General features: G+C 63.9%; 29 protein-coding genes. 16 read left to right on the top strand and 13 right to left on the bottom strand.

Going from position 1 to position 26616, the window contains the following annotated elements; genetic code table 11:
• Window positions 1-40: 40 nt before the first annotated feature.
• Window positions 41-1435 carry a KAP family P-loop NTPase fold protein gene (locus P8R33_RS07065; RefSeq protein WP_278328287.1) on the bottom strand — a complete coding sequence of 465 codons (1395 nt, stop codon included), beginning with the start codon at window positions 1433-1435 and terminating at the stop codon, window positions 41-43.
• A gap of 193 nt (window positions 1436-1628) precedes the next feature.
• Here P8R33_RS07065 and P8R33_RS07060 point away from each other — a divergent pair, with 193 nt between their 5' ends.
• From P8R33_RS07060 to P8R33_RS07030, 7 genes are all read left to right on the top strand, one after another.
• Window positions 1629-1790: a hypothetical protein gene (locus P8R33_RS07060; RefSeq protein WP_278328286.1), complete on the top strand. Its 162-nt coding sequence runs from the start codon at window positions 1629-1631 to the stop codon at window positions 1788-1790.
• 9 nt (window positions 1791-1799) lie between these two features.
• Window positions 1800-2078 carry a hypothetical protein gene (locus P8R33_RS07055; protein WP_278328285.1) on the top strand — a complete coding sequence of 93 codons (279 nt, stop codon included), beginning with the start codon at window positions 1800-1802 and terminating at the stop codon, window positions 2076-2078.
• A gap of 273 nt (window positions 2079-2351) precedes the next feature.
• On the top strand, window positions 2352-2852 hold the full coding sequence (locus P8R33_RS07050) for a hypothetical protein (protein ID WP_278328284.1): 501 nt from the start codon (window positions 2352-2354) through the stop codon (window positions 2850-2852).
• A gap of 269 nt (window positions 2853-3121) precedes the next feature.
• Complete coding sequence (locus P8R33_RS07045; RefSeq protein ID WP_278328283.1) at window positions 3122-3388, top strand: hypothetical protein; 267 nt, start codon at window positions 3122-3124, stop codon at window positions 3386-3388.
• 277 nt (window positions 3389-3665) lie between these two features.
• A complete protein-coding gene (locus tag P8R33_RS07040; RefSeq protein WP_278328282.1) occupies window positions 3666-5045 on the top strand; it encodes a glycosyltransferase family 2 protein in 1380 nt (459 codons plus the stop codon).
• Window positions 5042-5965 (top strand): hypothetical protein, encoded by a 924-nt coding sequence (locus tag P8R33_RS07035; protein ID WP_278328281.1) that lies wholly within the window; start codon window positions 5042-5044, stop codon window positions 5963-5965. The genes P8R33_RS07040 and P8R33_RS07035 overlap by 4 nt, the downstream gene beginning before the upstream one ends.
• Window positions 5966-6045: 80 nt before the next feature.
• Window positions 6046-6705 (top strand): GNAT family N-acetyltransferase, encoded by a 660-nt coding sequence (locus P8R33_RS07030; RefSeq protein ID WP_278328280.1) that lies wholly within the window; start codon window positions 6046-6048, stop codon window positions 6703-6705.
• On the opposite strand, the gene P8R33_RS07025 is transcribed toward P8R33_RS07030, so the two are convergent.
• Both P8R33_RS07025 and P8R33_RS07020 read right to left on the bottom strand, forming a co-directional pair.
• Window positions 6666-7190, bottom strand: coding sequence for a GNAT family N-acetyltransferase (locus P8R33_RS07025; protein ID WP_278328279.1), 525 nt, complete (start codon window positions 7188-7190; stop codon window positions 6666-6668). The two genes, P8R33_RS07030 and P8R33_RS07025, sit on opposite strands and share 40 nt — an antisense overlap.
• Before the next feature lie 114 nt (window positions 7191-7304).
• Window positions 7305-8090, bottom strand: coding sequence for a LysR family transcriptional regulator (locus tag P8R33_RS07020; protein ID WP_278328278.1), 786 nt, complete (start codon window positions 8088-8090; stop codon window positions 7305-7307).
• 96 nt (window positions 8091-8186) lie between these two features.
• Here P8R33_RS07020 and P8R33_RS07015 point away from each other — a divergent pair, with 96 nt between their 5' ends.
• On the top strand, window positions 8187-10367 hold the full coding sequence (locus P8R33_RS07015; protein WP_278328277.1) for an RNA degradosome polyphosphate kinase: 2181 nt from the start codon (window positions 8187-8189) through the stop codon (window positions 10365-10367).
• A complete protein-coding gene (locus P8R33_RS07010; RefSeq protein ID WP_278328276.1) occupies window positions 10364-11842 on the top strand; it encodes a Ppx/GppA family phosphatase in 1479 nt (492 codons plus the stop codon). Before P8R33_RS07015 ends, P8R33_RS07010 begins: the two co-directional genes overlap by 4 nt.
• 155 nt (window positions 11843-11997) lie before the next feature.
• On the opposite strand, the gene apaG is transcribed toward P8R33_RS07010, so the two are convergent.
• Entirely contained in the window at window positions 11998-12396 is a 399-nt protein-coding gene (gene apaG, locus P8R33_RS07005; protein ID WP_278328812.1) for a Co2+/Mg2+ efflux facilitator ApaG/CorD, read from the bottom strand.
• Window positions 12397-12696: 300 nt separating this feature from the next.
• Window positions 12697-13308 (bottom strand): 2-hydroxychromene-2-carboxylate isomerase, encoded by a 612-nt coding sequence (locus tag P8R33_RS07000; RefSeq protein WP_278328275.1) that lies wholly within the window; start codon window positions 13306-13308, stop codon window positions 12697-12699.
• Window positions 13309-13375: 67 nt separating this feature from the next.
• On the opposite strand from P8R33_RS07000, the gene P8R33_RS06995 reads away from it, so the two are divergent.
• From P8R33_RS06995 to P8R33_RS06985, 3 genes are all read left to right on the top strand, one after another.
• Window positions 13376-13858: an MgtC/SapB family protein gene (locus P8R33_RS06995; RefSeq protein WP_278328274.1), complete on the top strand. Its 483-nt coding sequence runs from the start codon at window positions 13376-13378 to the stop codon at window positions 13856-13858.
• 98 nt (window positions 13859-13956) lie between these two features.
• On the top strand, window positions 13957-14631 hold the full coding sequence (locus P8R33_RS06990) for a hypothetical protein (protein ID WP_278328273.1): 675 nt from the start codon (window positions 13957-13959) through the stop codon (window positions 14629-14631).
• 102 nt (window positions 14632-14733) lie between these two features.
• On the top strand, window positions 14734-15150 hold the full coding sequence (locus P8R33_RS06985; RefSeq protein ID WP_278328272.1) for a DUF6628 family protein: 417 nt from the start codon (window positions 14734-14736) through the stop codon (window positions 15148-15150).
• Here the strand turns inward: P8R33_RS06985 and metZ are convergent.
• Entirely contained in the window at window positions 15147-16352 is a 1206-nt protein-coding gene (metZ, locus tag P8R33_RS06980; RefSeq protein WP_278328271.1) for an O-succinylhomoserine sulfhydrylase, read from the bottom strand. The genes P8R33_RS06985 and metZ overlap by 4 nt on opposite strands.
• A gap of 40 nt (window positions 16353-16392) precedes the next feature.
• Entirely contained in the window at window positions 16393-16917 is a 525-nt protein-coding gene (locus P8R33_RS06975) for a TetR/AcrR family transcriptional regulator (RefSeq protein ID WP_278328270.1), read from the bottom strand.
• Window positions 16918-17007: 90 nt separating this feature from the next.
• Here P8R33_RS06975 and P8R33_RS06970 point away from each other — a divergent pair, with 90 nt between their 5' ends.
• Together P8R33_RS06970 and P8R33_RS06965 are read left to right on the top strand one after the other, a co-directional pair.
• Window positions 17008-17394 (top strand): hypothetical protein, encoded by a 387-nt coding sequence (locus P8R33_RS06970; protein WP_278328269.1) that lies wholly within the window; start codon window positions 17008-17010, stop codon window positions 17392-17394.
• A 43-nt stretch (window positions 17395-17437) separates the two neighbouring features.
• Complete coding sequence (locus P8R33_RS06965) at window positions 17438-18709, top strand: phospholipid carrier-dependent glycosyltransferase (RefSeq protein ID WP_278328268.1); 1272 nt, start codon at window positions 17438-17440, stop codon at window positions 18707-18709.
• An 86-nt stretch (window positions 18710-18795) separates the two neighbouring features.
• Here the strand turns inward: P8R33_RS06965 and P8R33_RS06960 are convergent, their stop codons facing one another.
• The 5 genes from P8R33_RS06960 to P8R33_RS06940 form a co-directional block, all read right to left on the bottom strand.
• Complete coding sequence (locus P8R33_RS06960) at window positions 18796-19926, bottom strand: glycosyltransferase family 2 protein (RefSeq protein WP_278328267.1); 1131 nt, start codon at window positions 19924-19926, stop codon at window positions 18796-18798.
• Between the two features lie 32 nt (window positions 19927-19958).
• The gene (gene leuB / locus P8R33_RS06955; protein ID WP_278328266.1) at window positions 19959-21026 is read right to left on the bottom strand and encodes a 3-isopropylmalate dehydrogenase; all 1068 of its coding nucleotides are present in this window, start codon (window positions 21024-21026) and stop codon (window positions 19959-19961) included.
• Window positions 21023-21622 (bottom strand): DNA repair protein RecO, encoded by a 600-nt coding sequence (gene recO / locus P8R33_RS06950; RefSeq protein ID WP_278328265.1) that lies wholly within the window; start codon window positions 21620-21622, stop codon window positions 21023-21025. Before recO ends, leuB begins: the two co-directional genes overlap by 4 nt.
• Before the next feature lie 32 nt (window positions 21623-21654).
• The gene (locus P8R33_RS06945; RefSeq protein WP_278328264.1) at window positions 21655-21900 is read right to left on the bottom strand and encodes an accessory factor UbiK family protein; all 246 of its coding nucleotides are present in this window, start codon (window positions 21898-21900) and stop codon (window positions 21655-21657) included.
• Window positions 21901-22104: 204 nt separating this feature from the next.
• Window positions 22105-22656 carry a TspO/MBR family protein gene (locus P8R33_RS06940; protein WP_278328263.1) on the bottom strand — a complete coding sequence of 184 codons (552 nt, stop codon included), beginning with the start codon at window positions 22654-22656 and terminating at the stop codon, window positions 22105-22107.
• A gap of 151 nt (window positions 22657-22807) precedes the next feature.
• Here P8R33_RS06940 and P8R33_RS06935 point away from each other — a divergent pair, with 151 nt between their 5' ends.
• The gene (locus tag P8R33_RS06935; protein WP_278328262.1) at window positions 22808-23917 is read left to right on the top strand and encodes an NAD(P)/FAD-dependent oxidoreductase; all 1110 of its coding nucleotides are present in this window, start codon (window positions 22808-22810) and stop codon (window positions 23915-23917) included.
• Here P8R33_RS06935 and gorA read toward each other — a convergent pair.
• The gene (gene gorA, locus P8R33_RS06930) at window positions 23914-25278 is read right to left on the bottom strand and encodes a glutathione-disulfide reductase (RefSeq protein WP_278328261.1); all 1365 of its coding nucleotides are present in this window, start codon (window positions 25276-25278) and stop codon (window positions 23914-23916) included. The genes P8R33_RS06935 and gorA overlap by 4 nt on opposite strands.
• A 178-nt stretch (window positions 25279-25456) precedes the next feature.
• Here gorA and P8R33_RS06925 point away from each other — a divergent pair, with 178 nt between their 5' ends.
• On the top strand, window positions 25457-26539 hold the full coding sequence (locus P8R33_RS06925; protein WP_278328260.1) for a mechanosensitive ion channel family protein: 1083 nt from the start codon (window positions 25457-25459) through the stop codon (window positions 26537-26539).
• Window positions 26540-26616: the final 77 nt, after the last annotated feature.

Below are 26616 nucleotides of genomic sequence, written 5' to 3'. Positions count from 1 at the left end.
TTAGGGGGAATGGGGGGTGGGGTCAAGGGAGGGCGAGAGTTCACTCGCCACCCAGATCTGCAACCTCTTGAAGAACCAGGGGGTATTCGAAGGCAGGACGCACATTTCCCGTATGCACCCCGAAAGAAAGATAGTCTTCGAAAGGTGTGTTTCCTGTAAGGCTTTTGCTAGCCTCCGTAGGATGCATACTAAATATAGTTCTCATGCGACTCCAAACCGCGTCACCCTCTACCCACTCAAACTGCCCAAAGTCTCGGAACCCGACGCTCCAAGGGCGGCCACTATCACCCACCCGCCCCGCGATCTCTAAAGCAATACACTCCGATAAATATAGGTAATCCAATTCAAAACTTCCAAGAACGGCGATAGAGGTCTGAAGTCTGTCGAAAAACTTGAACGTACCTCTAGGCCCGATATTGTAAAACTGAAGCAACTCGGCAAAGTATCTCTCTTTATTCTGTATTACCTTTCCCTCCACCGAGATAGACGGCATTCTTATTCTCTTATTCGGATCTATTTTTTCTAATAGCGAACGACAGAGAGCCTCCAAGTCCGGAAACGGCAAGGAAATTTTTCGGTCAATAAAGCGATCGAGATACGCTCGCCCCGCAAATTTCTCCCCATATATTCCGGAAATTGATTTGGACAATTGGTCAGAATTTAGTCCAAGAATAAAAATAACTTCTGGCACCGCAAAAAGGTGTTTTATTTCCTCAAGTATCTTTACCGAATAGCTTGGCCTACATCGATCTAGTTCGTCTACAATTATAAAAACAGGCGGTTTTCTTTGGGTGCCATCCAGAGCATTCACTAGCGCCTTTAGTGAACTTCTCATGTCAGCGACGGCTTTAACTCCAGCCTCAAACTCCTCAATCCTTTCAGTCATAAGGTCGTTTTTTCCAATCGCCTTTAACTGCCGCTCAATGTCAGATTTTATATCTTCAACCGCACCCTCCACCTCTTTGTCCAAAATCTCGGTATCACCTTTTGAACTAATTGAAAAAGCAGAGCTTATACCATCAACAGCCTCTTTAGTTACAAGTAACTGCGCTCCGCGTACTGCTAAACCTTTAGAGCTTAACTTCAACACTTTGCCCGCAGCTTGGGCATATTTGGCCCACTTACTCTTCAAACTATCGTCAGCCCGAATTAGCGGCTCGACAGCTTGGCGAAGTACCGACGCAAGTGCTGTTAATGGTTCATCAAAGAGGTCGTCGGACCATGCATCTATATAGGCAACTGGATGATCTTCAGAAATTATCTCTTCAAGACCTTTCAAAAAAAAGGTCTTTCCGATTCCATATTCCGCATCCACTGAGAGGACGAGAGATCGTTCTTCATCCAAAACACCAGCAGAACTAACCGTGTTGGCATATTTTATTATATTCTCAGCCAACTTCCTCCGCGCGAAGAGATCTCTATCCCAAACTGACATCTACAGCTCCAAAATGAATCTGAGCCTTACTTCATCTTTTCCATCCTTCTATCAAGAGCGGCGTTCCACAATTTCGTGAGAAAACGTCAAAAGTGAGTTCTGCGGTAAGCAAAGGACATGCCGAGAACGATATACATGACTCGCCTGGAACCATCCCGCGCCCCTCAACCGTTGTTTCCACAAGGAGGACGCCATGCCGACACCACCGGACCGAAACGACGAACCCATCCACTATGACGCCGACAAAGCGCGCGGGGCGGAGATTATTCTGACCAAGCGCCGCAACCGGGGCATCTTCATTGCCGGGCTGGTCGGCTTCGTGCTGCTGGCACTAATATTCGGATTGTTGAGCTAGGACGGCGGCGTGGCCGACGACACATCGCTCTACCTGATCTGGTACGAACCCGGAGCCGAGCCGGCGGAGCCGCTCGACATGCATGGCGACGCGCATCCGCTGGCCGAGGGCCTCTGGCTGGTGCGTTCCGACCTCACCCGCTCCAAACTCTATCATCGGATCAAGTGGCAATTGCCCGATGGCACCGCCCTCGCCTGCGCGCCGCTGGCGGACGATCCCGACGGCTGGCCCAAGTTCAAGGGGATGGAAGCGGGCGCGCTGGCGTGGCTCAAGGGGGGCGGTGCGTAGGGGCGAAAGCGTTTTCCTACTTTGGTTTTTTTGTTCTCGCCCTCAAACGCCGGGCGGAGCGCATCCGCGCTCCTTGGCTTCCTCGTATAAGCTCGGGCGGGCGGTCGCCCTTGCCTCGCCTGCGGCTCGGTGATTTCGCCAGATAGAAACCGTTTTCCTACTCGTCTTTGCGAGCGTAGCGAAGCAATCCATCTCCTGCCCTCGCGACTTTCTGCAAGGTCGGAAGCTGGATTGCCGCGTCGCCTGCGGCTCCTCGCAATGACGGAGAGCACGATGACATCCCCCACCCCCACCCGCGCCACGCCTCGCCAGGCGACCTCCGCCGTCGCCTACACCTCCGACCTGCCGGAGGAGGACGATCCGCTCCTCGCCTTCACCCCCTATCTCCACAAGCGGCCGCGCCGCAATTCGATCACGCCCGATCTCCAGCGGCGCTTCGTCGCCACGCTGGCGGCGACCGGGATCGTCGTGCAGGCGGCGCGCTCCATCGGGAAGAGCATGGAGGCGCTCTACAAGCTGCGGAAACTGCCCGGGGCCGAGGGGTTCGCGGCGGCGTGGGACGAGGCAGTCGAATACGGCGTGTGGCGGCTGGAGGACTGCGCGACGGAGCGGGCGCTGGCCGAGGGGTTATCCAACCCGCGGGCCAATTCGCTATTGTGCTTTATCCTCGCCTATCGCGGCCAGTATCGCGAGGACATGCGGCGCATCGTCCCCGGCCACCCGCTCTACGAAAACATCCGCGACGAGGTGCTGGCGGAGGAAGGGCTGGTCTGACGCTCTCGCCGCCGATCGAGACGCTCTGGCGCGGGTGCGACCTGGCGGGAGCGCATTCGAGCTGCGCGCAAGCTTCACTCGGCCGGGCGACGTAGCGCCAGCATCGCGGAAGCAGTGCAAAGGTTAACGACTATGGTTAACGGCCGACGAGATGGTGCACTGCAGCGATAAAGTGCACCACCTGTCTGCATCCAACAGGGTGATCAGCGGGTTTCTTCCCTACCACAACGAACCAGGGCGCGGCCAACCGCGAAGAACAAGGGTCCACTATGAACGATGTGCAGTCAGGCGAGGCCGACTACAACTACGGCAAGACGCGCGCCGGCGGCGTTTTCGCCCTCGCCGGGGTGGCTGCGGCCGGGGCGCTGCTGCTGGTCTGGGGGGCCTGGTCGACGCTGGAAGACGCAACCCGCGAACACCGGCTGGCCGAACCGCCGGACCTGAAAAACGTGGTCGAGAAGGTCGGGGACAAGGCACATGCCGCTGCCGACCGGATCGGGCGCGAGGGCCGCGCGGCGGCACGGGATGGCGAGTGATGCCGCTGGCTCAAAAACCAATCAGCGCAGCAGCCGCATTCCCGCCGAGCACGACCAGAGCGAGCGCCCCGTCGATAAGGCGATTGGCAAGCGTGTCGTACATGGAAAATCCCCTTGGCTTCGGGATCACCATGACAGTGCGGGTTTAGCGAAGCGTTCGGGATCAGGGTTATCCAGCCGTTAACCATAGTCCACTGAATTTGCTGGAACTTTTGTTCGCGCTGCAAGCTACGACAACGAACCGGATCGCATCAGGGAAAAGACGGGCCTAGACTACATGACCGAAATCGCCGCCCCCTCCCCTGCCGGCGGAAGCGCAGCGCTCAGCCGCAAATACTGGGACCGGCGCGACCGCAAGTCGGCCCTGCGCTTCACCGTTTCGATCGCATTGGCCATGGCATGGGTGGTGTTCAACATCTGGCTGTCGCTGCCCTGGCTGAGCGACCTGGGCAATCTGAGCCATCCGATCGTCGCGCTGTTCGTGCTGGCCTTCGTCGCCTATGTGCCGGGGTTCATGAACGCCTTCCTGCTGTTCAGCCTGGTGTTCCGCCCCGATCCGTTGCGCCGCACGTCCGCGCACTGGCCCTCGCTCAGCATCCTGATCGCCGCCTATAACGAAGAGGCGCTGATCGGCGAGACATTGCGGAGCCTGTCGGAGTTGGAGTATCCCGGCAAGCTGCAGATCATGGTGCTGGACGACGGCTCGACCGACGGGACGGCCGATGCGGTGCACGCACAGGAGGCGCTGTTCGGAGGCCACCCGCGCATGGAACTGCAACTGGTGAGCGAGCGAAAGAACCGGGGCAAGGCGCGCGTCCTCAATCACGGCCTGGAGCTCGCTTCGCACGACCTCATCGTCACCATCGACGCCGACACGCTACTGGAGAAGGGATGCCTGGTCTCGCTGGTCGAACACCTCCATGCCAGCCCGCCCGAAACCAAGGCGGTCGCCGGCTCGGTGCTGGTCGCGAACCACGACGAAAGCTGGGTCACCCGGGCACAGCAGTGGGATTATTTCCACGGCATCGCCGCCGTAAAGCGCATGCAGGGCATGTATAACGGCACGCTGGTCGCACAGGGCGCGTTCTCGATCTATCACAAGGACGCGCTGATAGAGGCAGGCGGCTGGCCGGACACAGTGGGCGAGGATATCGTGCTGACGTGGTCGCTGCTCCGCAAGGGCTATAAAACCGGCCACGCGGAAGACGCCGTGGCCTGGACCCACGCGCCCGAGACATTCAAGGGACTGGCCAAACAGCGCAAACGCTGGGCCCGCGGCATGATCGAGGCGCTGGCGATCCACAAACCGCTTCTGAAGATGCGCAAGTTGCGCACCATGTTCATCTGGTGGAACCTGCTGTTCGTCAGCATCGACCTGACCTTCACCTTTGCCTTCATCCCCGGACTGATCCTGGCATTTCTCGGAATTTACTGGCTGGCGGGTCCGATAACCCTGCTCGTGCTGCCATTGGCGGCGCTTTGGAACATCGTCATCTATCGCATCCAGACCCGGATGCTGAAGCGCAACGACATCGAAATGGAGAAAAGCCTGCCCGGCTTTCTCCTCTATGCCTTCATCTATCCGCTGCTGATGCAACCGGTTTCGGTGTGGGGCTATTTCGCCGAACTATTCGGAGGCCGCAAACAGTGGAATTGAGATACAAGAGCGCAATCGCGGCAATCACGCTGGCGACGGCGATGCCTGCTGCGCTTGCGGCACAGGAAATCGAGCCGGGCCCCGCGGTCGGGGCCGAGGTCTTCACCTCCAGCGACAGCGACGACACCGACATCCTGCGCACCGCAATCGACTTCGACCTGCGCAATGCAGGCGAGAACGACCGGATCGGCGTCCGCGTCGAGAAAGCGTGGTACGATCCTTCCGGCACGGGCACGCGCGAGCGCGAGCGCGTGTTCGGACGCTTCGCGACTACCAGCGGCGATTGGGACATTGCGATACTGGCCGGCACCGACGGCCATACGATCATCGGCTCCGCGTCCGCCCACGACAATTCCGCATTTCGCAAGGAAGTCTTCATCGAGCGCGACGTGGTCGAAACGCAGCGCGGGCTGGACGAGGATATCTATTCCACCTTCATCGGCGCGGCGATCGACTTGCCGTTGAACGAGCGAAACATCGTCACGGTGTTGGGCGGCGTGCAGGAGTTCACCGGTGACAACCTTCGCCTTCATGCGCGGGCGAACTACGTGCACGTGGTCAAACCCGAATGGGGCCTGAGCTTGCAACTGCGGGGGCGTTACTTCCGCGACAGCGATCCGGGCGAGTTCGATTACTATTCACCGCGCTGGTACGCGCAGGCCCTGCCCGTGGTGCAACTGCGCCGCTTCGTCGGCGGCTGGGAACTCGTCGGGGCCGGGGGCATCGGGGCGCAGCGCGATGCCAATACGGATTGGCGCCAATCGAACTTTGCCCACCTCCGTTTCCACAGCCCGCGAAATGCCCAGAACTGGACCGCGTTCGGCGACGTGACCTACACCGATACGCCTTCCAACACGGCAACGATCGGGTCCGGCTACGACTATATTCAAGGCAGGATCGGCGTGATGCGACGGTTCTGACCGCAAGCGCTCACGGCGATAGCCTCGCCACGCCCGCCGGCTCGGAGTATAGTGCCTGCACAAACTGAAAAGTGCGCACCATGGACCATGCCAATACACCCGGAACGAAAACCCGCTGGAGCGGCGCGTGCGGCGATGCTTCCATCCAGACGCGGCTGGAGGACGGGCGGCGCATCTGCATCCGCACGGTGACGCCGGCCGACGAGGCGCGGCTGCGCGCCGGGATCGCGCGGATGAGCCCGCGCTCGCGCTATTTGCGCTTCTTCTCCGGCGCGACGAGCCCGCCCGACTGGGTGATCGAGCGGCTGCTGGATGCCGACGGCACGCTCCACCTCGCCTGGGGGGCGATCGACCTGTCGGACCCGGAGGAGCCAGCGATGGCGGTGGTCCATGCGATGCGGCCCGATGCGGCGGACCGGGTGATGGAGTTCTCGGTCGGCGTGGTGGACGCTTACCACGGGCTCGGCCTCGGGCGGTTGCTGACGGCGACGCTGCTGCTGGATGCGGCGGACGAGGCGGTCGATGCGTTCAGCGCGCATGTGCTGGCGGAAAACGACGCGGCGCGCGGCTTCATCCGCAAGCTGGGGGCGGAGCGTGTGGGGAGCCAGGGGCCGGAGACGGAGTATCGGCTGGAGGTCGCGCCGGCGCTCGCCAAGCTGCGGGGGGAAACGGACCCGCCGGGGCTGGCGGACGTCTTCGCTTACTTCGACCGTCTGGAATCGGAAGCAAGCCGACCGTAGACCGCGACGTCGCACAGGCCATTGTGCGTGGTCTCGTGCTCGCGAAACAGCGCCTCGCGGGTGAAGCCGAGCCGTTCGAGCAGGCGGATCGAGGGGGTGTTCTCGACATCCACCTCGGCGATGAGCTTGCGGGCGCCGGTGTCCAGCAGGTGGTCGACCAGCGCGGCGGTGCATTCGCGCGCGACGCCCTCGCCCTGCCGGTCAATGCAGGTGATGTAGCCGATCTCCAGCACGCCCTCCTCGTGAGCTGGCACGGCGACGAAGCGGCCCGCCACCCGGCCCTCGCCATCCTCCGCGATCCAGGTGCGCCCCGGCCAATCGGGTTCGGCGAGCCAGCCCCACAGCTCCTCCGCCGAGGCGAAGGCTGGACGTGAGAGATAGAGGCACTGCGCCTCGTCGCCCAGCGTGGGGAACAGCGCCTGCTCGTCGCCTGCGCGGAGGGGGCGCAGGGTAAAGCGGTCGGTGTGAAATGTGGAGTCGGTCATGGTGCGCGGGGATAACCGAGGCACCAGCCGAGGCAAGCGTGACCACGCGCCCGCAGCGGGTGCAGCCTGCTGCACGTCTAGCGAGGACGCAGCCGCGAATGCGGCTGCGCAAAACTAGGATGTTAGGAAAGCGACCAGCGCCTTGACCTTCTTCGTGCGCCATTGCGGCGTCGGGGCGACCAGCCAGTAGGCGCGCGTGCCAGGCTCCGGCCCGTCGAGCAGCTCCAGCCGCCCGGCCTCGATCGCGTCCTTGGCCAGCAGTTCGGGCAGGATCGCCCGGCCCATCCCCGCCATCGCGGAGGACAGCGCCTGTCCGGCATTGCTGACAGTGACATGCGCCGGCTGACCGTCCTGCAGCGGCAGGCCCCAGTCGATCCAGCGATCGGGCGCACCGGGCGCGGCCACCGTCACGCGGCGTGCGGCGGCAAGTTCGACGCCCTGCAGATCGCCCGGCCCGTCCACCAGCCGGATCGCGAAGTCGAGATTGACTTCGGTGAAATCGGCATTCTCGTCGGGCACGAAAGTGAAGCTGATATCGGGGTTCTCGGCCGTGTACTTCGCCAGCCGCGGGGCGAGCCATTGCGCATAGAATTCGCGCGGCACGGCGATGGTGTAGCTGTCGTTCGCCTGCCCTGCCTGCATGGCAGACACGCTTTCCTCGAACTTGAGGAAGCCTTCGCGCAAGGCATCGAGCCCGGCCGCGCCTTCCTGTGTCAGCTCCAGCCCCTTGCTGGTACGCCGGAACAGCACCGTGCCGAGGTGATCCTCCAGCGCGCGGATCTGCTGGCCGACGGCGGCGGGCGTCACCGCCAACTCGTCCGCAGCGCGGGTGAACGAGAGGTGCCGCGCGGCGGCATCGTATACGCGCAAGGCGTTCAGGGGCAGGTGCGTGCGCTTCATCAGGCAGGCGACTTAGGCAATGCTGCGCTGCCGCACAAGTCGCTGCGGTTCGCGAGAAGCTTGTCACAGGGCTGCAACATGCGGCACACAGTGGGAATGCCGAAGACCCCGCTCGCCATGAACGACGACGTTTCGCCCGATCCCGCGCCCGAAGCGCCTGCGCGGTTCGACACGCCGGAGACGCGCTACGTCAATCGCGAGCTATCCTGGCTGAGCTTCAACCGCCGGGTGCTGGCCGAAGCGGAGAACGAGGCGTTCCCGCACCTCGAACGGCTGCGCTTTCTCTCGATCAGCGCCAGCAATCTCGACGAATTCGTCATGATCCGCGTCGCCGGGCTGGAAGGGCAAGCGAGCCGAGGGCTGGAGACGCTGGGCATCGACGGCCGCGATCCGCAGCAGCAGCTGGAGGCGATCCGCGAGCAGATGGGGGCGCTGGTCGTGCGCCAGCAGCGCGTGCTGGACGATCTGCGCCGCCTGCTTGCCATAGAAGGTATCTGGATCGCGACCTTCGAGGATCTCGACAAGGGGCAAAAGGGCTGGCTGCGCGACTATTTCGAAAGCGACATCCTGCCGCTGATCACGCCGCAGGCGATCGACCCGAGCCACCCCTTCCCCTTCGTCGCCAATTTCGGGGCGGGCGTGATTTTCCGGCTGAAGCGCGGCAAGCGCAAGGCGGATCTGATGGAGATGGTCCTCATCCCCACCGCCGCGCCGCGCTTCGTGCGCGTCCCGGGCGAGAAGGCGATCTACGTCTCCATCGAGCAGCTGGTGGTGGAATTTGCGGAGCTGCTGTTTCCCGGCTTCAAGATCCTTGGCGACGGGCTGTTCCGCGTACTGCGCGACAGCGACATCGAGGTGGAGGAAGAGGCGGAAGACCTCGTCCGCTTCTTCCGTACTGCCATTCAGCGCCGCCGCCGTGGCAATGTGGTGCTGCTGGAGCTGGACGACGAATGCGACGAGGTGGCCGAAGCGCTGCTGCGCGAGCAATTCGAAGTCGACGAAGAGATGACGGTCAAGACCAGCGGCATGCTGGGCCTGGCCGATCTTGCCGCCGTGTGCAGCGAACCGCGCCCCGATCTCAAATTCACGCCCTTCAGCCCCCGCTATCCCGAGCGCATCCTGGCGCATGACGGCGATTGCTTTTCAGCCATTCGCGAGAAGGACATCGTCATCCACCACCCCTATGAAAGTTTCGAAGTGGTGGTCGATTTCCTGCGCCAGGCGGCGCGCGATCCGGCGGTCGTTTCGATCAAGCAGACGCTCTATCGTGCAGGGGACCAGTCGCCGGTGATCGCCGCGCTGATCGAGGCAGCGGAAAACGGCAAGGCGGTGACCGCCGTAGTCGAGCTGAAGGCCCGCTTCGACGAGGAGCGCAATCTCCAGTGGGCGACCGAGCTGGAGCGCGCCGGCGTGCAGGTGATCTACGGCTTCACCGAATGGAAGACCCACGCCAAGGTCAGCCTGGTCGTGCGCCGCGACGAGGAAGGTTATGCCACCTACTGCCATTTCGGCACCGGCAATTACCACCCGGTCAACGCACGCATCTATACCGATTTCAGCTATTTCACCGCCGACCCTGCCCTGGGGCGCGATGCGGCGAAGATGTTCAACTTCGTCACCGGCTATATCGAGCCGACCGATCTGGAAAAACTGGCCATCTCGCCGATCGGCTTGCAGGACAAGCTCTACGAACTGATCGATCGCGAAATCGCCAATGCCGCCAAGGGCAAGCCGGCGGGCATCTGGGCCAAGATGAATTCGATCACCAATCAGGGCGTGATCGACAAGCTCTACGAAGCGAGCGCGGCAGGCGTGGAGATCGTGCTTGTGGTGCGCGGGATCTGCAGCCTGCGCGCAGGGGTCCCCGGCCTGTCCGACAATATCAGCGTCAAATCGATCATTGGCCGCTTCCTCGAACACAGCCGCATGTGGGCCTTTGCCAATGGCGCGGACCTGCCGAGCAAGAAAGCCGACGTCTGGATCACCAGCGCCGATGCGATGAGCCGCAATCTGGAGCACCGCGTCGAAGTGATGGTGCCGGTCACCAACAAGACCGTGCACGACCAGCTGGTCGATCAGGTGATGCTGGCCAATATTCTCGATACCGAGCGCAGCTGGCGCTTGGGCGCAGACGGGCAATACGAGCGGATGCGGGTTGGCGACGAAGGCTTCAACTGCCACGAATATTTCATGGAGAACCCATCCCTGTCGGGCCGCGGCAATGCGCTGAAGGCCCATGACGTCCCGCGCCTCACCCTGAAGGGCGAGCACACGTGAACCGCAAGCGCGGGGCTGCCGCGCGCCTGCTGAAACCGCCGCGCGCCGTGATCGACATCGGATCGAACACCGTGCGGCTGGTCATCTACGAAGGCAGCAAGCGCGCGCCCGAAACGGTCTGGAACGAAAAGGTCGCCGCGCGGCTCGGGCGCGACCTGTCGGAAACCGGACGCATTCCGCCAGAGGCGCAGGACGAGGCGCTTGCCGCACTGGCCCGCTACGCTCTGATCATTCGCGATCTCGGCATCGAGGACGTTCAGACCGTTGCAACGGCGGCTCCGCGCGATGCTGAAAACGGGCCGGAATTTCTGGCAGCCGTGTCGGATCTGGGGCTGGAACCGCGCCTGCTGAGCGGCGAGGAGGAAGCGCGCATTTCCGCGCATGGCGCATTGGGTGCCTTTCCCGGCTCGCATGGCGTGGTCGCCGATCTTGGCGGGGGCAGCCTCGAACTGGTCTCGATCGGGCAGAACGCGTGCCACGATGCCATCTCCCTGCCTTTCGGCACCCTGCGCCTTCCCGCGTTTCGAGCAGCGGGCGGGTTCGAAGATCGCGTGCGGAGCTCGATCAACGACGTCGATTGGGCTGCGGACCACTCCGGCCCGATGTACATGATCGGCGGCACCTGGCGCGCGCTGGCGGCCTACGCCATGCGCGAGCTCGACTACCCGCTCGATGATCCGCACGGCTTCGTCCTGTCGGTCGAAGATGCCGATCGCATGGCGGCCGAGCTGGTCGAGGCGAAACCGGAGAAGCTGTCGAACATCAGCGGCATCTCCAGCATGCGGTCGGAGTATCTGCCCGATGCGGCTGCCCTGCTTCGCCCGCTGCTGGTGGAGTTCGAACCGGAAGAGCTCGTGTTCTCGAGCTGGGGCATTCGCGAAGGGCTGCTCTACGCAAGGCTCGATGCAGCGCAGCAGGCACGCGACCCTCTGCTGGCCGGAGTGGGCGCCTTCGCCGCCGCGCGCGATAGCCATGTGATCGACGCCACGCTGGTCTCGGCCTGGACTGCCGACCTGGTCGAAAGATCCCAGCCCGGTGATGAACGCAAGCGGATCGCCGCCGCGCAGCTTGCCGCCTCGCTGCGCCGGGTGGAGCCGAATCTGCGGCTGAAAAACGCGATCGAATGGTCGCTCGACAAACGCTGGATCGACCTCAGCCCACGCGGCCGCGCGATGATCTGCGCTGCGCTGGTCGGATCGCTCGGGCGCACCGAATTGCCCGACCGCCTGCGCGATCTCGCCAGCGACGACGACCTGCGCGAGGGCATGACCTGGGGGCTCGGCCTGCGGCTGGCGCAAAGGCTCGGCGCAGGCACGCGCGAAAGCCTGTCGCACAGCGCGCTACGGCGCGAGAACGGGACGCTGGTCTTGCAGCTCGATCCGGAACGCGCGGCACTGGCGGCAGGGCCGGTAGAAACGGAGCTGGAGCGGCTGGCCAATTGGCTGGGGCTGCAAGCGCGGGTGGAGGGGATTTGATTGCCGCCTCGGCGGCCCGTCATCCTAGCAAAAGCTGAGATCGCTCGCGGCAAGCTCCCACGTTTTAAAGACGCCGATTAGGATCGGGAATTCTCTTGAACCGTTTTGCCTGAACGACAACGATCCCAGCCTTCGCTGGGATGACGATTTGGGAATCAATCCGCCGTCGCAGGCGCCGCGAGCGGGAAGAACGGGATGCGGATTTCCAGCGGCGAGCCGTCTTCGGCGTGGAAGGTGTAGAAGCCTTCCATCGACCCGTGCGGCGTTTCCAGCGGGCAGCCGCTGACGTAATCGTGGCTCTCGCCCGGATGCAGCACCGGCTGTTCGCCGACCACGCCCTCGCCATCGACATGTGCGACCATGCCGCGCCCATCGGTAATGCGCCAGTGGCGGGTCATCAGCTGGACGCGCTCGTGCGAGCCGTTCTCGATGCGGATGTGATAGACCCAGAACCACTTGCCCGCTTCGGGCTGGGACTGCTCGGGCAGGAAGTTCACCGCGACCCGGACGGTAATCCCGTCGGTCGTGGCGGCATGCTGGAAAAGCTCCTTGATCACATCCCCAACGTAAGGCGCAGGTGGCGCTGTGCAACCCTTCGGCCGCGGAAAAGCGGCAGTTATCCTCCATGCGGGGTTTGCACGAAAGGTTAATTTCGATTTACCGCATTGTGAGAGGGAGCGCTAAGTTCCGCATGCTTACGTTACGGCAGTCCGAGGGGTCGGACGACCGAAGCAACGGGACAGTTTCGATGGTATTCGCATTCATCCAGCGCCTCGTGCGCGAACAGAGCGGGCTCGCGACGGTATGGTTGGCACCACTGACTCTCGCCAGCGCGGCGCTGCTCGCGCTCTAGGTCAGGGCTTTCCGCCCGACAGATAGTCCTCGATCTGCCCGAGGCGTTCCTTCCCGAACCACATTTCCTCGCCGACGAAGACGGTCGGTATGCCGAAGGCGCCGCGTTCGACGGCGTGGCTCGTGTTGTCGATCAGCCTCTGCTTGACCTCGGCCTCCTGCGTCGCGGCAAGCAGGCGGCCCGCTTCGAATCCCCCTCCTTCCAGCACCGCGCGGACCGCCTCCACGTCCCCGCAGTCTATATTGCGCTCCCACACGGCAGGCTGGAACGCCTCCACCAGCGCCCCCCGCTCTTCTTCGTCCCGCGCGGCGACGAGGATGCGCTGGAGCAGGATCGAATTGAACGGCAGCGCAGGATGCATACGAAACTCGCTCATCCCGTGCCGGTCGAGGAAACGCTGGAATTCAAGCGCGGCATAGGGAACCTTGCCCTTCACGTCCTTATCTCGGAACATCGGCGGAGCATTGCCGGTCAGCTTGTGCATCCCGCCGAGGAAAACTGGCGTTACTACCAGATCCACCCCGGTCCGCTCTGCGATGGCCTTGAGCGGATACCACGCGAGATACCCGTTTGGCGCGGCGAGATCGAGGATGTATTCGATGGTGCGGGTCATGCGGTTTCCTGCCTTTCGCACCGGGACTTAGGCGGAAACGAAAGCACCGCGCAACGTTGCCCTGTTTATGACGGATATGTTGCACCCCTCCTCGCTCAGCTGGTTCGATGTTGCCTGGCGGTTGGGCGCAGCGACCTTGTTTCCCCTGATCGTCGGGCTGGAGCGGTTCTTTCACAAGAAGCCCATCGACTTCCGACCCTTCGTCATCATCTCGGTGGCGGCCTGCGGACTGCTAATCGGTTCCATCGAACTGCTGCAGTCGAGCAACGACAGCCAGGCGCAGATCGACCCGACGCGCGTCATCGAGGGCGTCATCACCGGCATCGGTTTCATCGGGGCAGGCGCGATGTTCCGCGAAGGGAATTACGTGCAGGGCGCAGGCTCTGCCGCATCGATCTGGTGCGCCGGTGCGATCGGCCTCGTTTGCGGCATGGGCGAATTGTGGCTGGGCGCGATCGTTTCCATTATCGTGTTCTTGTTGTTGGTCGTCAGTAGCCCGTTCACCGAACGCTGGGATCCTGGATCGACCAAGGGGGCTGACGAGGAATGACGTGAGGGCCTCTCGGTCTGGGTGCAGCTTGCGTGAGCCTGATGGCGGCTTGCGCGCCGACTGAGACTCCGCCGGTCGACCGGCGGGCGCAAAGCTCTATGCCGAGCGCACCACAGGTCAGCGCCACAACCGAAACTCCCGATTACCCTCCCGATCTTCAGCGCATGCTCGAAATGTCTGCCTTTGCCGAAGTGCCCGGGGAGCCGTGCCTTGCCCGTGAGATGGAGCGACCCGCTTGGACAGGTGAACCGGAGGTACGGACGCGCCTACGCGAGGTCCGCTCCGACAGTCTCTGGCTTGCCCGCTGGGCGCGGGAGAACCTGACAGGTCGCCTCGCCTATGCCGGTGTCGGCTATGATTTCGCGCCGCGTCCGGGGGCTGCGCTGACGGACGCTCCTCCGCCTCTCATATACGAGATCGTGGTCACCGGTTCCGGCTCGATCCGCCCACCGCCGCTCCGCGACCGGGCGAAGGATGTGCCGGTGGTGGTGCGCTACGATGCGCCGCTCTCGCATGGCGAATTCATGGCGCGCCGCGAACATGGAGGGCCGACCGCACGGCAACTGCTGCCTACACTGCCGGGAGAGGGCGGCTCACCGTCGCGCTCCTGGGCGGTCTATTTGATGATCGGCAACTCGAAAAAGGAAGGCGTGGTTGATGACGCGCTTTCGCAGTGCGATGTCTTGCGCCGTGCCTACCGGCTGCCTGTGTTGATGGAGTTCTTCGAGGGGAGCATGACGTCGTTGGACATGATGCCCGCGCCCATGGAGTGAGCAGCCACTAGAGCGCAGGCAGGAAATCCCCCGCACTTCCCACTTTCTGACTTGCGAATGATTTGCAGTAGCATATGATCGCGGTCGAAGGAGGAATTTGCGATGACCCACCGATCCACCGCGCCCGCGCTCGACCTGCCCCTGCCTGCCCGGCGCGAATTGTCGCTGGCGCTGGTTCTCGTCAGGCGCATGGCCATAGCAGGCCCCGACGACTCGCGTGCGGCAATGCTGGCGCTGGACGTAGCGGGAAGCGGATTTCGCCGTTTGCTGGTTCTGACAAGGTGCTTCGTCGTCGAGCTTGCACGGTCCTCGCGCCGGACACTCACGCTCGCGCCCTGTTGCGCCACGGGCATGACACGCGACGAGGCGCTGATGATCGATCTCCTGCGCAATGCCGACCTAGCCACCTATGCTGCGCTGACCGACGATGCGCCCTGCCACCGCGCTCGCTCGGCAGCGCAAGCGCTCGGAGAGGAACTGGGCGAGCTGGCCGCGCGCAAGGGCTGGCGGGGCGGCTAGAGCCCTGCAGCGGATAGCGCGCGGTCGAGGTCCTCTTTGAGATCCTCGACATCCTCCAGCCCGACATTGATCCGCAGCAGCCCCTCGGTAACCCCCATTGTGGCGCGGCCCTCCTCGCCCATATTGGCGTGGGTCGTGCTGGCCGGATGGCACATCAGGCTGCGCGCATCGCCGATATTGTTGGAGATATCGACCAGCTCGAGCGCGTCGAGCACGGCGAAGGCCGTAGTGCGATCGCCGACGTCGAAGGCGAAGATCGGGCCGGTCGCGACCATCTGTTTCATCGCCAGATCGTGGCGCGGATGGCTCGGTAAGCCGGGGTGGAGCATCTTCGGCACGCGCGGCTCGATGAAAGCACCCAGCGCAACGGCATTCTCGCTCTGGCGGCGGGCGCGCAGGTCGAGGGTCTCCAGGCCCTTCAGCACGACCCAGGCATTGAACGGCGCGCAATTGGGGCCGGTGTTGCGCTGGAACGGCAGCAACACCTCGTCGATCCATTCCTGCGATCCACAGACCGCGCCGGCGAGCACCCTGCCCTGCCCGTCCATCAGCTTGGTCGCACTATAGGCTACCACGTCCGCGCCAAAATCCATCGGTTTCTGCAGCGCACTGGTGGCGAAAGCATTATCGACCACGGTAGTGATGCCATGCGCCTTCGCCACGCCGCAGACATGGGCGAGGTCGACCACGTCGAGCGTCGGGTTCGCAGGTGTCTCGAAGAAGAAGGCCTTGGTGTTCGGCTTGATCGCCGCTTCCCAGGCATCGTCGTCAGCGCTGTCGATCACGCTGGTCTCGATGCCGAAGCGTGGCAGCAGATGATCGAGCAGCCAGCGGCACGAGCCGAAAGCCGCACGCGCACCCACCACGTGATCGCCCGCCGATAGCTGGCACAGCAGCGCGGTGGTCATCGCCGCCATTCCGCTCGCCTGCGCACGGCAGGCCTCTGCCCCCTCCATCAGCGCGATGCGCTCTTCCAGCATGGCGACGGTCGGGTTCTGGAGGCGCGAATAGGTCATGCCCTGTATTTCGCCCGCGAAGCGATCGGCGGGGGTCTGCGCGTCGTCGTAGGTGTAGCCGCTGGTGAGGAACAGCGCCTCGCTGGTCTCGCCATGTTCGCTGCGCCAGGTGCCGCCGCGCACGGCCTGCGTCGCGGGACGCCATTTGCTGGTGATCGAGCGGTCGGTGCCGGTGGTTTTCTTCATGGGCCGCGCGATAGCATAGGCGCGCGAAGCGGCAAGCGGGTCAGCCTTCCAGCGCGGCAAGCCCCGCTTCGCCGACATCGGGGCGCCCGACAGACCGCAGCATTTGCGCCCCCTCGATCACGGTCATCACTGCGCGCGCACCCGCCTGGGGGTCGGGGTCGCCTTCCGGCAGATGGTCGACCACCCAGTCGAGCAATACGTCCATGATTCCTCCTGCCGCGTCGAAATAGGCTGCATTGTTGTTCGAGCACCCGGCGACGATGTCCCACCAGACGCGAAGAAAAGGCGCGAATTCAGGCCTGCCGGTAATGTCATACACCGTCTTCGCACAGGCACGACGCGATGGTGCACGCTGCAGCGGAAAGGCGGTATCGAGCGCATCGGCGAACATGCCGGCCAGATATTCGAGGAGAGCGGCGACCAGAGCGTCCTTGTTGCCAAAGTGGTAGAGCAGCATCCGATCGCTGGTGCCCGCCGCCTTCGCCAGCGGGCGGAGCGAGGCATCGGCGAGCCCATGCTGCATTACGTAGGCGGCGAGCGGCGGCAGCAGTGTTTCGCGAGACATCCGGGCAGGCGGCATGGCGACGCTTGTAGCGAGTGCTACAAAGCGCTACAAGTGTAGCACTCGCTACATTCGACTCGGGAGCCTGCCGTCATGACGCCGTATATTGCTCTTTTTATCGGGGGACTTGTCGCCATCCTCGCCGCGCTCGGCTACATGCTCGCAAGCCGCGATAAAACTGGCAGCCCGATTCTGGCAGCCATGCTCTCGGCCGCCTTCGGTGCCTACACGGCCGTCACGATTGCGACCGAGGGCGTGATGCCCGTCTGGCTCAACCACACGAGCAATCTGTGGGGTGTGCAGGTCTGGTGGGACCTGCTTTTCGCAATGGGCGTGGCCGTCTTCCTGGTCTTGCCGCGTGCGAGAGCGCAGGGCATGAAGGTCCCGCTGTGGATCCTGTTTGTCGCCGCGACTGCCAGTATCGGCCTCCTTGCGATGGTCGCGCGCCTGTTCTGGCTGGAGTCGCGCACAACTTCGTGAACGCGCTTGTCGGGGCGCGGGCCTCTGCCTAAGCCATCGCGCGATGAGCCGCGCGCCCGAGCAACCCGTCGATCCCCTGCGCTGGTGCGTCGCGCTGGCGCTGACATTCTGGCTGGCGACGCTGCCGTTCCTGACGGTCGTCCAGCACGCCTATTTCGACGAGGTCCATTACCTGCCCGCCGCGCGCGAGCTGCTTATGTTGGGCGAGTTCACCAATCGCGAGCATCCGCTGGTCGGCAAGGAGCTGATCGCGCTCGGCATCGCGTTGTTCGGCGACAATCCTTGGGGCTGGCGCTTGCTGCCGACGCTGTTCGGCGCGCTCGCGCTGTTCGCCAACATGCGTGCCTTGTGGTTCGCCACGTGCAGCCGCTTCGCGACGCTGACCTATGGCGTGCTGCTGGCGACCGGCTTCCACCTGTTCGTGCATGCCCGCATCGCCATGCTCGACATCTTCTACCTCGCCTTCCTGAGCGTGGCCGCATGGCAGTTCGCCGCCGCGATCCGCCAGCCCGAGCAGGGCCGCTGGCGGCTGGCGCTGACCGGCGTGGCGCTTGGCCTCGCTATGGGATCGAAGTGGAACGCGCTGGTGGTTGCTACCCTTCCGGGGCTGACCTTTCTGATCGCCCGCACGCTCGCTGGCCGCCGCCGCCTGCTGCTGAGCCGCCGCGGCGCACCCGTGCCTGGCATCACGCTGGTGGAAGCGGCGCTTTGGCTCGGCGGGGTCCCGCTGCTGGTCTATGCCGCGACCTTCCTCCCGGCCTATCGCTTTGCCGTGAACCCGATCACCGAGGGGCTGGTGTTCCACCACCGGTTCATGCTCGACCTGCAGACGCAGGTGCTGAAATCGCATCCCTACCAGTCGACCTGGCAGGATTGGGTGCTGAACGCGCGCTCGATCTGGTATCTCTACGAGCCGGTAAACGGCGTGCAGCGCGGGATCATGCTGATCGGCAATCCGCTGACGATGTATCTCGGCCTTGCCGGGCTGGCGTGGTGCCTGTTCCACGGCTTGCTGAGCCGCAACTGGGCCGCGCTGGGCGTGGTGATCCTGTATGCGGTCAGCCTCGGCTTCTGGATCGTCGCGGCCAAGCCGATCCAGTTCTACTACCACTATTCGCTGCCGAGCTTCCCGCTGCTGGCCGCACTGGCGCTCGCCTGCGACGCGCTATGGCGCAACGGCTGGCGCAAGACCGCCCTCGCCCCGATCGTGGGCAGCCTACTGGTGTTCGCGTGGTTCTACTCGATCCTCAGCGCCGAGCCGCTGGCGGGTCCGGACAGCTTCGCCGTTTGGACCTGGATCGAGGCGTGGAGGTAATTTTTGAGGGGTGCGGTCAGGACATCAGTCCTGACCTTGCTGTTCAGCAAGCTATCAACGGATGACGATAGCGCACACCATAAAACTTAATACCTACCCCACACGAAGCGGCTTGAGAGGGCGTAGTTCCATACCGAGCCGATGCCGATGCCGACCAGTGCGGCGAGCACTTCGTGCAGGCCGCGGTCGTGCAGGGTCGTGGCCACGGCGACATTGGCGAAGGCACCGATGGAGCAGGCGGCGATGAAGCTGAGCCAGCCCCAGAACACCTTGTCCGCCGATTTCAGGCGCCGGTCGCGATAGGTGAGGAAATTATTGAGCCAGAAGTTGAAGGTCATCGCCCCGAAGGTTGCGACCGCCTGGCTCCAGCTGAAATCGGTGCCTGCGACCAGCAGGAAGGCGTAGAGGATCGCCATGTGCACGCCGATGCCCAGCACGCCGACCGTACCGAACAGCGCGAAGCGGGTCGGGATCACGCGGCCGAAGCTCTTGTCGTAAAGCCCGGCGAGGAAATCGAGCGCGATCGCGCGATCGAGCTTGGATTCGCCGGAGCGGCGGGCGGAGAAGTTCATCGGAAAATCCTTCACCTTGAGCGGTGTGTCCGAAGTGGCGAGCAGGTCGAGCAGGATCTTGAACCCGATTCCTGAAAGATTGGGTACCAGCTTCCGCGCGGTGTCGGCGGGCAGCAGGAAAAAGCCGCTCATCGGGTCCGAAAGCTCGACGCCGGTCAGCTTACGAGCGAGGAAATTGGCGACGCTCGACAGCTTCTCGCGGTCGGGACGCCCCCATTCCTCCATGCTCGCGCCCTCGGCGAAGCGGCTGGCGACGGCGACTTCGGCCTCGCCCGATTTTACTGCGGCGAGCATGTCCACGAGCAGCTTGGGATCGTGCTGGTGGTCGGCGTCCATGACTGCGACATAGGGCGCAGCGGTGGCGCAGAAGCCTTCGATGGCTGCGCTCGAGAGCCCGCGCCGGCCGATGCGCTGGATCACGCGGACGCGGCTGTCGGTCAGCGACAGGCGGCGAGCTTCGTCGCTGGTGCCGTCGGCAGAATTGTCGTCCACGATCAGGACTTCCCAGCCGGTTGCGCCCAGCGCCCCTTCGATCCGCTCGACCAGCGGGGCAAGATTGTCGCGCTCGTTGAGCGTCGGCAGGATGATGGCGAGGTCCAGCGGTCCGGTCCGGCCGGCCACGACGGGCTGCGTTTGCGGGTTCATATCCATTGCATGACGCGAATATCCGCCATTCCTCAAGATATGGTTAGCAGCTTCCTAACAATGGCGTCTCCGATCTCCGAGGTCGAAGCGCTGCCGCCGAGGTCGCCGCCGAAGACGCCGTCTGCAAGGATGCCCTCAACCGCGCGCTCGACCCGCACGGCATCTTCCTCGCGGCCCAGCGAGTGGCGCAGCAGCATGGCGAGGCTGAGGACGGCCGCCACAGGATTGGCCTTGCCCTGCCCGGCGATATCGGGCGCGCTCCCGTGGATCGGTTCGTAGAGGCCGAAGGTCCCGTACTCCGTCTGCCGCTCCCCGAGGCTGGCGCTGGCGAGCAGACCGATGGAGCCGACGCAAGCACTGGCCTGATCGGACAGGATGTCGCCGAACAGATTGCCGGTGACGATCGTGTCGAACTGGTCGGGCGATTTCACCAGCTGCATGGCGGCATTGTCGACATACATGTGATCGAGCTCGACCTCGGGATAGTCCTCCGCCACCTCGATTACCGTCTCGCGCCAGATGCGGCTGGTTTCGAGGACATTGGCCTTGTCGACGCTGGTCAGGCGCTTGCCCCGCCCCATGGCCGCACGAAACGCGACATGCGCGATGCGGCGCACCTCGGCCTCGTTATAGGACATGGCGTCCCAGCCCTCGCGCCCACCGGTGCTGTCGCGCTCGCCCTTGTCGCCAAAATAGACGTCGCCATTCAATTCGCGCACAACCAGCAGGTCGATGCTGCGGGCGACATCGGGCTTGAGCGAGGACAAGTGCTCGAGGCCCGGAAAGCCCGCCGCCGGGCGCAGGTTGGCGAACAGGCCGAGCTCGCTGCGCAGGCCGAGGATCGCCTGTTCGGGGCGCAGCTCGCGCGGCAGGTCGTCGCAAGAAAAATCGCCGACCGCGCCGAACAGCACGGCGTCGGCTGCGCGCGCCATCTCCAGCGTCTCTTCGGGAAGCGGGTGGCCATGGCGGCGATAGGCGACCGCGCCGACATCGCCTTCGAACAGGGTCAGCCCCGGCAGGTCGAGCGCATCGAGAACGCGGCGCGCCTGTGCCGTCACTTCGGGTCCGATCCCGTCGCCGGAAAATATCGCGATCTTCATTCCACCATCCGTGCCAGCCGCTGCCTCAGGAGCTGTCTTGCGGCTAGAACGTCGGCGCGGGTGTCGGCAAGCAGGTAGCGCGCGATCAGCGGCTCCTGGCGGTCGAGAATTTCCAAGGCCTGCCCAAGGTCGGCTATCGCAGGCCGCTGTCCGCCATAGCCCAGTTCGCGCAGCAGCAGCGCCTCGTAGACCGCCAGCGCCTCCACCCACTGCCGCGCGGCATCGGAAGAACAGATGGCATCCAGCAATGCGCCGAGCGCCGTGTAGAGCGTGGGATAGGCATTGCGCTCCGGCAGCACGGCGGCGGTCAGCGCCGTAATCCATGCGATCGCGGCGGCGGGGAGCGGCTCCGACAGCCACGGCCCGCGGCTCGTCATCAGCTCGATCCGGGCGAAGGGAAGCTGATTGTCCGACTTCGCGCGGATTTCCGCCTGCACGATGTTGCCCGGGATCACCACCGGCCGCAGCAGCCGCCCGCGACCACCCGCGACATAGGCCGCGACCACGCCGCTCTGCTCGGTCAGCATGCGTGCGATCACCGCAGTCTCGCCATGCGGACGCGCGGCAAGCAGTATGGCAGGGGCTGTAAGGTGCATTCCCGTCCCCTACCTGATGGCAGGGGCGACGATCACTTCGCCTTGGCTTCCAGAGCCGCCACGCGGGCTTTCAGGTCTTCCGCTTCTTCGCGGGCCTTGCTGGCCATCATCTTGACCGCATCGAATTCCTCGCGGCTGACGAAATCCATCCCGCCGAAGGTTTCCTTCGCCCGCTCCCGCGCCGCATCGCGCGCTTCGCGGCCCATGCCGGCCAAGGTACCGGCCGCCGAGTTGGCGAGTTTGACGAAATCGGCGACGAGGGGGTTCTTGGATTGCATGGGGATGCAGATGGTTGGTGGGCACGAGTTTGTCTAGAGTTCTTTGTTGGGTGCGCCCTCGACATCCGTCGAAGGCTTGCGGCACCAGCCCACACCCCCCCCCGGCCACCCATAAAATACCGTGCCGTGGGTGGCCGGGTGGGGGTGTGGGCTGGTACCGCCGCAAGGGCCGGACGGTTGTCCGGCACGCACGCAAAAAAAAGACTAAATTCTCACCCGCTCGACCGCGCCGCTGTCTTTCGCGGCGGCTCCACCATCGGGGTTCAGCTGCAGGAACTGGAAGTTGAGCACCCCGGCAAACAACACCCAGGCCAGATAGGGCAGCAGCAGCAGTCCTGCCGCTTTGCGGACTTTCCAGAACAGACCGATCACTGCCACCAGCGTGACCGCCATCAATGCGATGACCACCAGTGCCCCCGTGATCTGCTGGGCCCCGAAAAACACCGGCGTCCACGCAAGATTGAGCACGAAATGCGCAGCGAACATCCACAAGGCTGCCGTGCGGCCCCGCGCGCCCCAGGCCGAGGCGACCATGGCGACGGCAAGGCCGATCATCACATAGAGCACCGACCAGACGATGCCGAACCACTTGGGCTCGGGATAGATCGCAGGCTTTTCAAGCGACTGGAACCAGGCCGAATCCGGGCTGCCGACCATGCCGCTAAGGAAGCCCAGCAGGAAAACCAGCGGCACGGTAAAGAGCGCCCAGCGAATGAAACTCGCGCGCAATTGTCCGCGCGAAGCCAGCGTGTTCATGCAATCTCCCCGAAATCGGCGAATCGTTGAGCAGGTTGTGGCGAGCCATGCCCGCAGGCGCAATGCGCGGCGCCGCTTCGTCCCGATCCGGTGCGATTGGGCTAGGCTGGCGCTATGCGACACCGCTATAGCGGCCTATCGTGCGCAGATCATGCAGACGGTCGACTTCCTCGTGATCGGAGCGGGCATCGCAGGCCTCTCCGCTGCCGCGCGGCTGGCGCAGCATGGCCGCGTAGTAGTTTGCGAGGCGGAGGGTTCTCCCGGCGTACACTCCTCGGGCCGCAGTGCCGCCTTCGCGCATTTCGACATGGATGCCCCGCTGGTGCGCGCGCTCACCGCAGCGAGCCTGCCGCTGCTCGAGGAACCGGGAGCGCGCAGGCACCCCGCGCTGTTCATCGCCTTGGAGGGGCAGGAGAGCGATCTCGACCGCGTCGAGGCCGGCTATCGCGAATGGCAGCCGGACTTGCGGCGGCTATCCTCGGACGAGGCGCGCTCGCTCGTGCCTGTGCTCCGCGAAGGCAAGAACGGGATCATCGGCGCGCTGCTGGACGAAGCCGGTCGCAAACTCGATGCCCACGCGCTGCTCGAAGGGCACAGGCACGCCTTGCTCGCGGCAGGAGGCGAGATCGCGACACAATCGCCGGTAACGTCGCTGCGTCACGACGGCGCGGCTTGGATCGTCGATACGTCGGTCAACAGCTACTCAGCGAAGGTCGTGGTCAACGCCGCCGGGGCCTGGGCCGACGCAATCGCGCGGCTGGCGGGCATCGCTCCTCTCGGCCTCGTGCCGCTGCGGCGCACGGTCATTACCTTCGATGTGCCCGATGGCATGGACGTCTCGGCATGGCCCTTCACCAAGACGGTCGGTCCCAGCTTCTACATCGAGCCGGAAGGGCGCGGCCGCCTGCTGGCCTGCCCGATGGACGAGCATCCGTCGGACCCGTGCGATGCGCAGCCAGAAGAGGAGGATATCGCCCTTGCCGCTTGGCGCGTCGAGCAGGCGACGACGCTCGCCATCCCTCGCCTCGCGAGCAAGTGGGCCGGCCTCAGGACCTTCACGCCCGACCGGTTGCCGGTCTGCGGCTTCGATCCGCAAGCTCCGGGCTTCTTCTGGCTGGCCGGACAAGGCGGCTTCGGCTTGCAGACCTCGCCTGCAATGGCGCTCGCCGCCGAAGCACTGGCGACCGGCGCGAAATGGCCGGAGGAATTGCAGACTGTTGGCGTGACGCCGGAACAGCTATCGCCGGGTCGCTTCGCCTAGCGCATCAACACCAGCTCTTCCGCCATGGTCGGGTGGATCGCGGTGGTCGCATCGAAATCGGCCTTCGTAAGACCCGCCTTCACCGCGATCGCGGCGGCTTGCATCATTTCCGGCGCTTCGGGAGCGATCATGTGGATGCCGACGATCTTGCCGCTATCGCCGTCGCAGACCATCTTCATCAGGCTGCGCTCGTTGCGGCCCGCCAGAACATTCTTCATCGGCCGGAAATCGGAGAGATAGACCTTCACGCTGCCAAGCGCATTCTTCGCCTCGCCTTCGGTCATTCCGACCGCCGCGATCGGCGGGTGGCTGAAGACGGCGCTGGGGATACAGCTGTGGTCGACCGCGACCGGATCGTGCCCGCCAAAAACGGTGTCGGCGAAGGCCTGGCCCTCGCGGATGGCAACCGGGGTCAGCTGCACGCGGTCGGTCACGTCGCCGACGGCATAAATGTGATCGACATTGGTCTTGCTGAAGCGGTCGACCTTGACCTCGCCGCCATCGCCCAGCTCCACGCCCGCCGTGTCGAGGCCGAGTCCTTCCGTGTTCGGAATCCGCCCCACGGCGAACATGACGAGGTCGGCCTTCTCCTCGTCGCAATCGGACATCTTCACGAAGTATCCGCCCTCGTCGCATGGCTTGATGTATTCGAAAGTCGTGTTGAAGCGGAACTTGATCCCCTTCATCGTGCTGATCTGCAGCAGCCGGTCGCGCACAGCCTCGTCGTAACTGCGCAGCAGGCGGTCGCCGCGATTGACGATGTGCACATCGCAGCCGAACTCGTTGAAGATACCGGCGAACTCGTTGGCGATGTAGCCGCCACCCGCGATGATGATCTTTTCCGGGAGCGCGTCGAGGTGGAAAGCCTCGTTGGAGCTGATGGCATGCTCCGCCCCCTGGCATTCGGGCATGCGCGGGCGCGCGCCGGTGGCGATCAGGATGTATTTCGCGGTGACGGTCTTGCCGCTCGCCAGCGTGATCTCGTGCGGGCCGGTGATTTCGGCACGTTCCTTGAAGATGGAGACGTCATGGTTCTCGAGCGTGTCGGTATAGGCACCCTCGATCCGCGTCACGTCGTCGAGGACATTGTCGCGCAAGGTCTTCCAGTCGAACTTGCGCTCGCCGATTTCCCAGCCGAAGCGCTGGCAATCTTCCAGATCCTCGGCGAAATGCGCGCCGTAGACGAGCATCTTCTTGGGCACGCACCCGCGAATAACGCAGGTGCCACCGACCCGGTGCTCCTCCGCGATCGCCACCTTCGCTCCGTGTGCGGCGGACACGCGCGATGCGCGCACCCCGCCCGAACCCGCACCGATAGTAAAGAGGTCGAAATCGTATTCGCCGCCGGGTTCTGTCGCCAAAATCTGTCTCCAATCTCTGTTCGCCGGTGCAATTGGGGCTTTCGGGTGAACAGCACAAGGGCCTTACCCGATCCGTTCCGTGCCGCTGCGCAGGGGAACCGCAAGCCTGTGCGATCCATTGCAACGATAGTCTCTGGGAGGGGATGCTGCCCGAACCCGCAACACATCGGGAGACAGCATGAAGCAACCGATTGCCGAAATTATCGACGGTGGAGCCGAGTTCCTGCCCTATCCGTGGAACTACCTCGCTTTCGCCGCTGCGGCGACCGCGGTGGCGCTTGCCGTCCACTGGCTGGCCTTCCGCCTGCTGCGCCGCTTCGCCAGATCGTCGAACAGCGAATCCGACAATATGCTTGTCAGACGGCTGGCGATGCCGACGCGGGTAGCGTTGATTGCGCTAGCCCTGGTTATAACCGCGCGCGAGATTCCCGCTTTCGAAGCGATTTGGCAAAAACTTGCTGGCTTCATAATGCCTGCACTGATCGGCTGGATCGCACTGGCAACCCTGCACGCACTGGTGGAGGCGATGAAACTGCGCGCCGACATCACCGTGGCAGACAATCTTGCCGCCCGGCGACGGCGCACACGGCTGACCATGCTCAGCCGGATCGTCACTTTCATCATCGTCTTCGTGACCGTGGGGTTGATGCTGCTTTCGATCCCCGGCGTCCGCGATATCGGCGTAACGCTTGTCGCATCGGCGGGGCTGGCGGGTCTTGCGGTTGGGGCGGCGGCGCAACCCGCGCTCAAGTCATTGATCGCCGGGGCGCAGATGGCACTGACCGAGCCGATCAATATCGACGACGTCGTCATCATCGAGGGCGAGTGGGGCCGGATCGAGGACATCCGCACCACCTATGTCGTGGTGAAAATCTGGGACGAACGGCGACTGATCGTGCCAACCATGCGTTTTCTCGAAGACGCATTTCAGAACTGGACGAAGAAGACCGCTCAGCTGCTCGGCTCGGTGATGCTCTACCTCGACCCCGCGACGAAGATTGCGCCGATCCGGGCCGAATTCGAACGGCAGATCAACGCGAACGCCCTTTGGGACGGACGCGTTCAGGTGGCGCAGGTCACCGAGACAATGCGGGATGCGATCGAGGTCCGTCTGTTGATGAGCGCCAAGGATTCCTCCGCGCTGTTCGATTTGCGCTGTGACATTCGCGAAGGCATGCTCGACTGGCTGGCCGAAACGATGCCCGAAGCCTTCGCGCGGCTGCGCATAGCCTCTCCGGAGATGGAAGCCGTTCCCAATTGACCCGTGCCAATGCGGCTCCGGCGGCGGCGCGGGATGATGTTATCTCTGCGCCGGTCTCTCGCTAAAGGCAGCCACGC

The sequence above is a fragment of the Qipengyuania flavescens genome (assembly GCF_029688735.1).
In the GTDB taxonomy this organism is placed as follows: Bacteria; Pseudomonadota; Alphaproteobacteria; order Sphingomonadales; family Sphingomonadaceae; genus Qipengyuania.
This window is presented reverse-complemented; position numbering and strand designations above follow the sequence as displayed.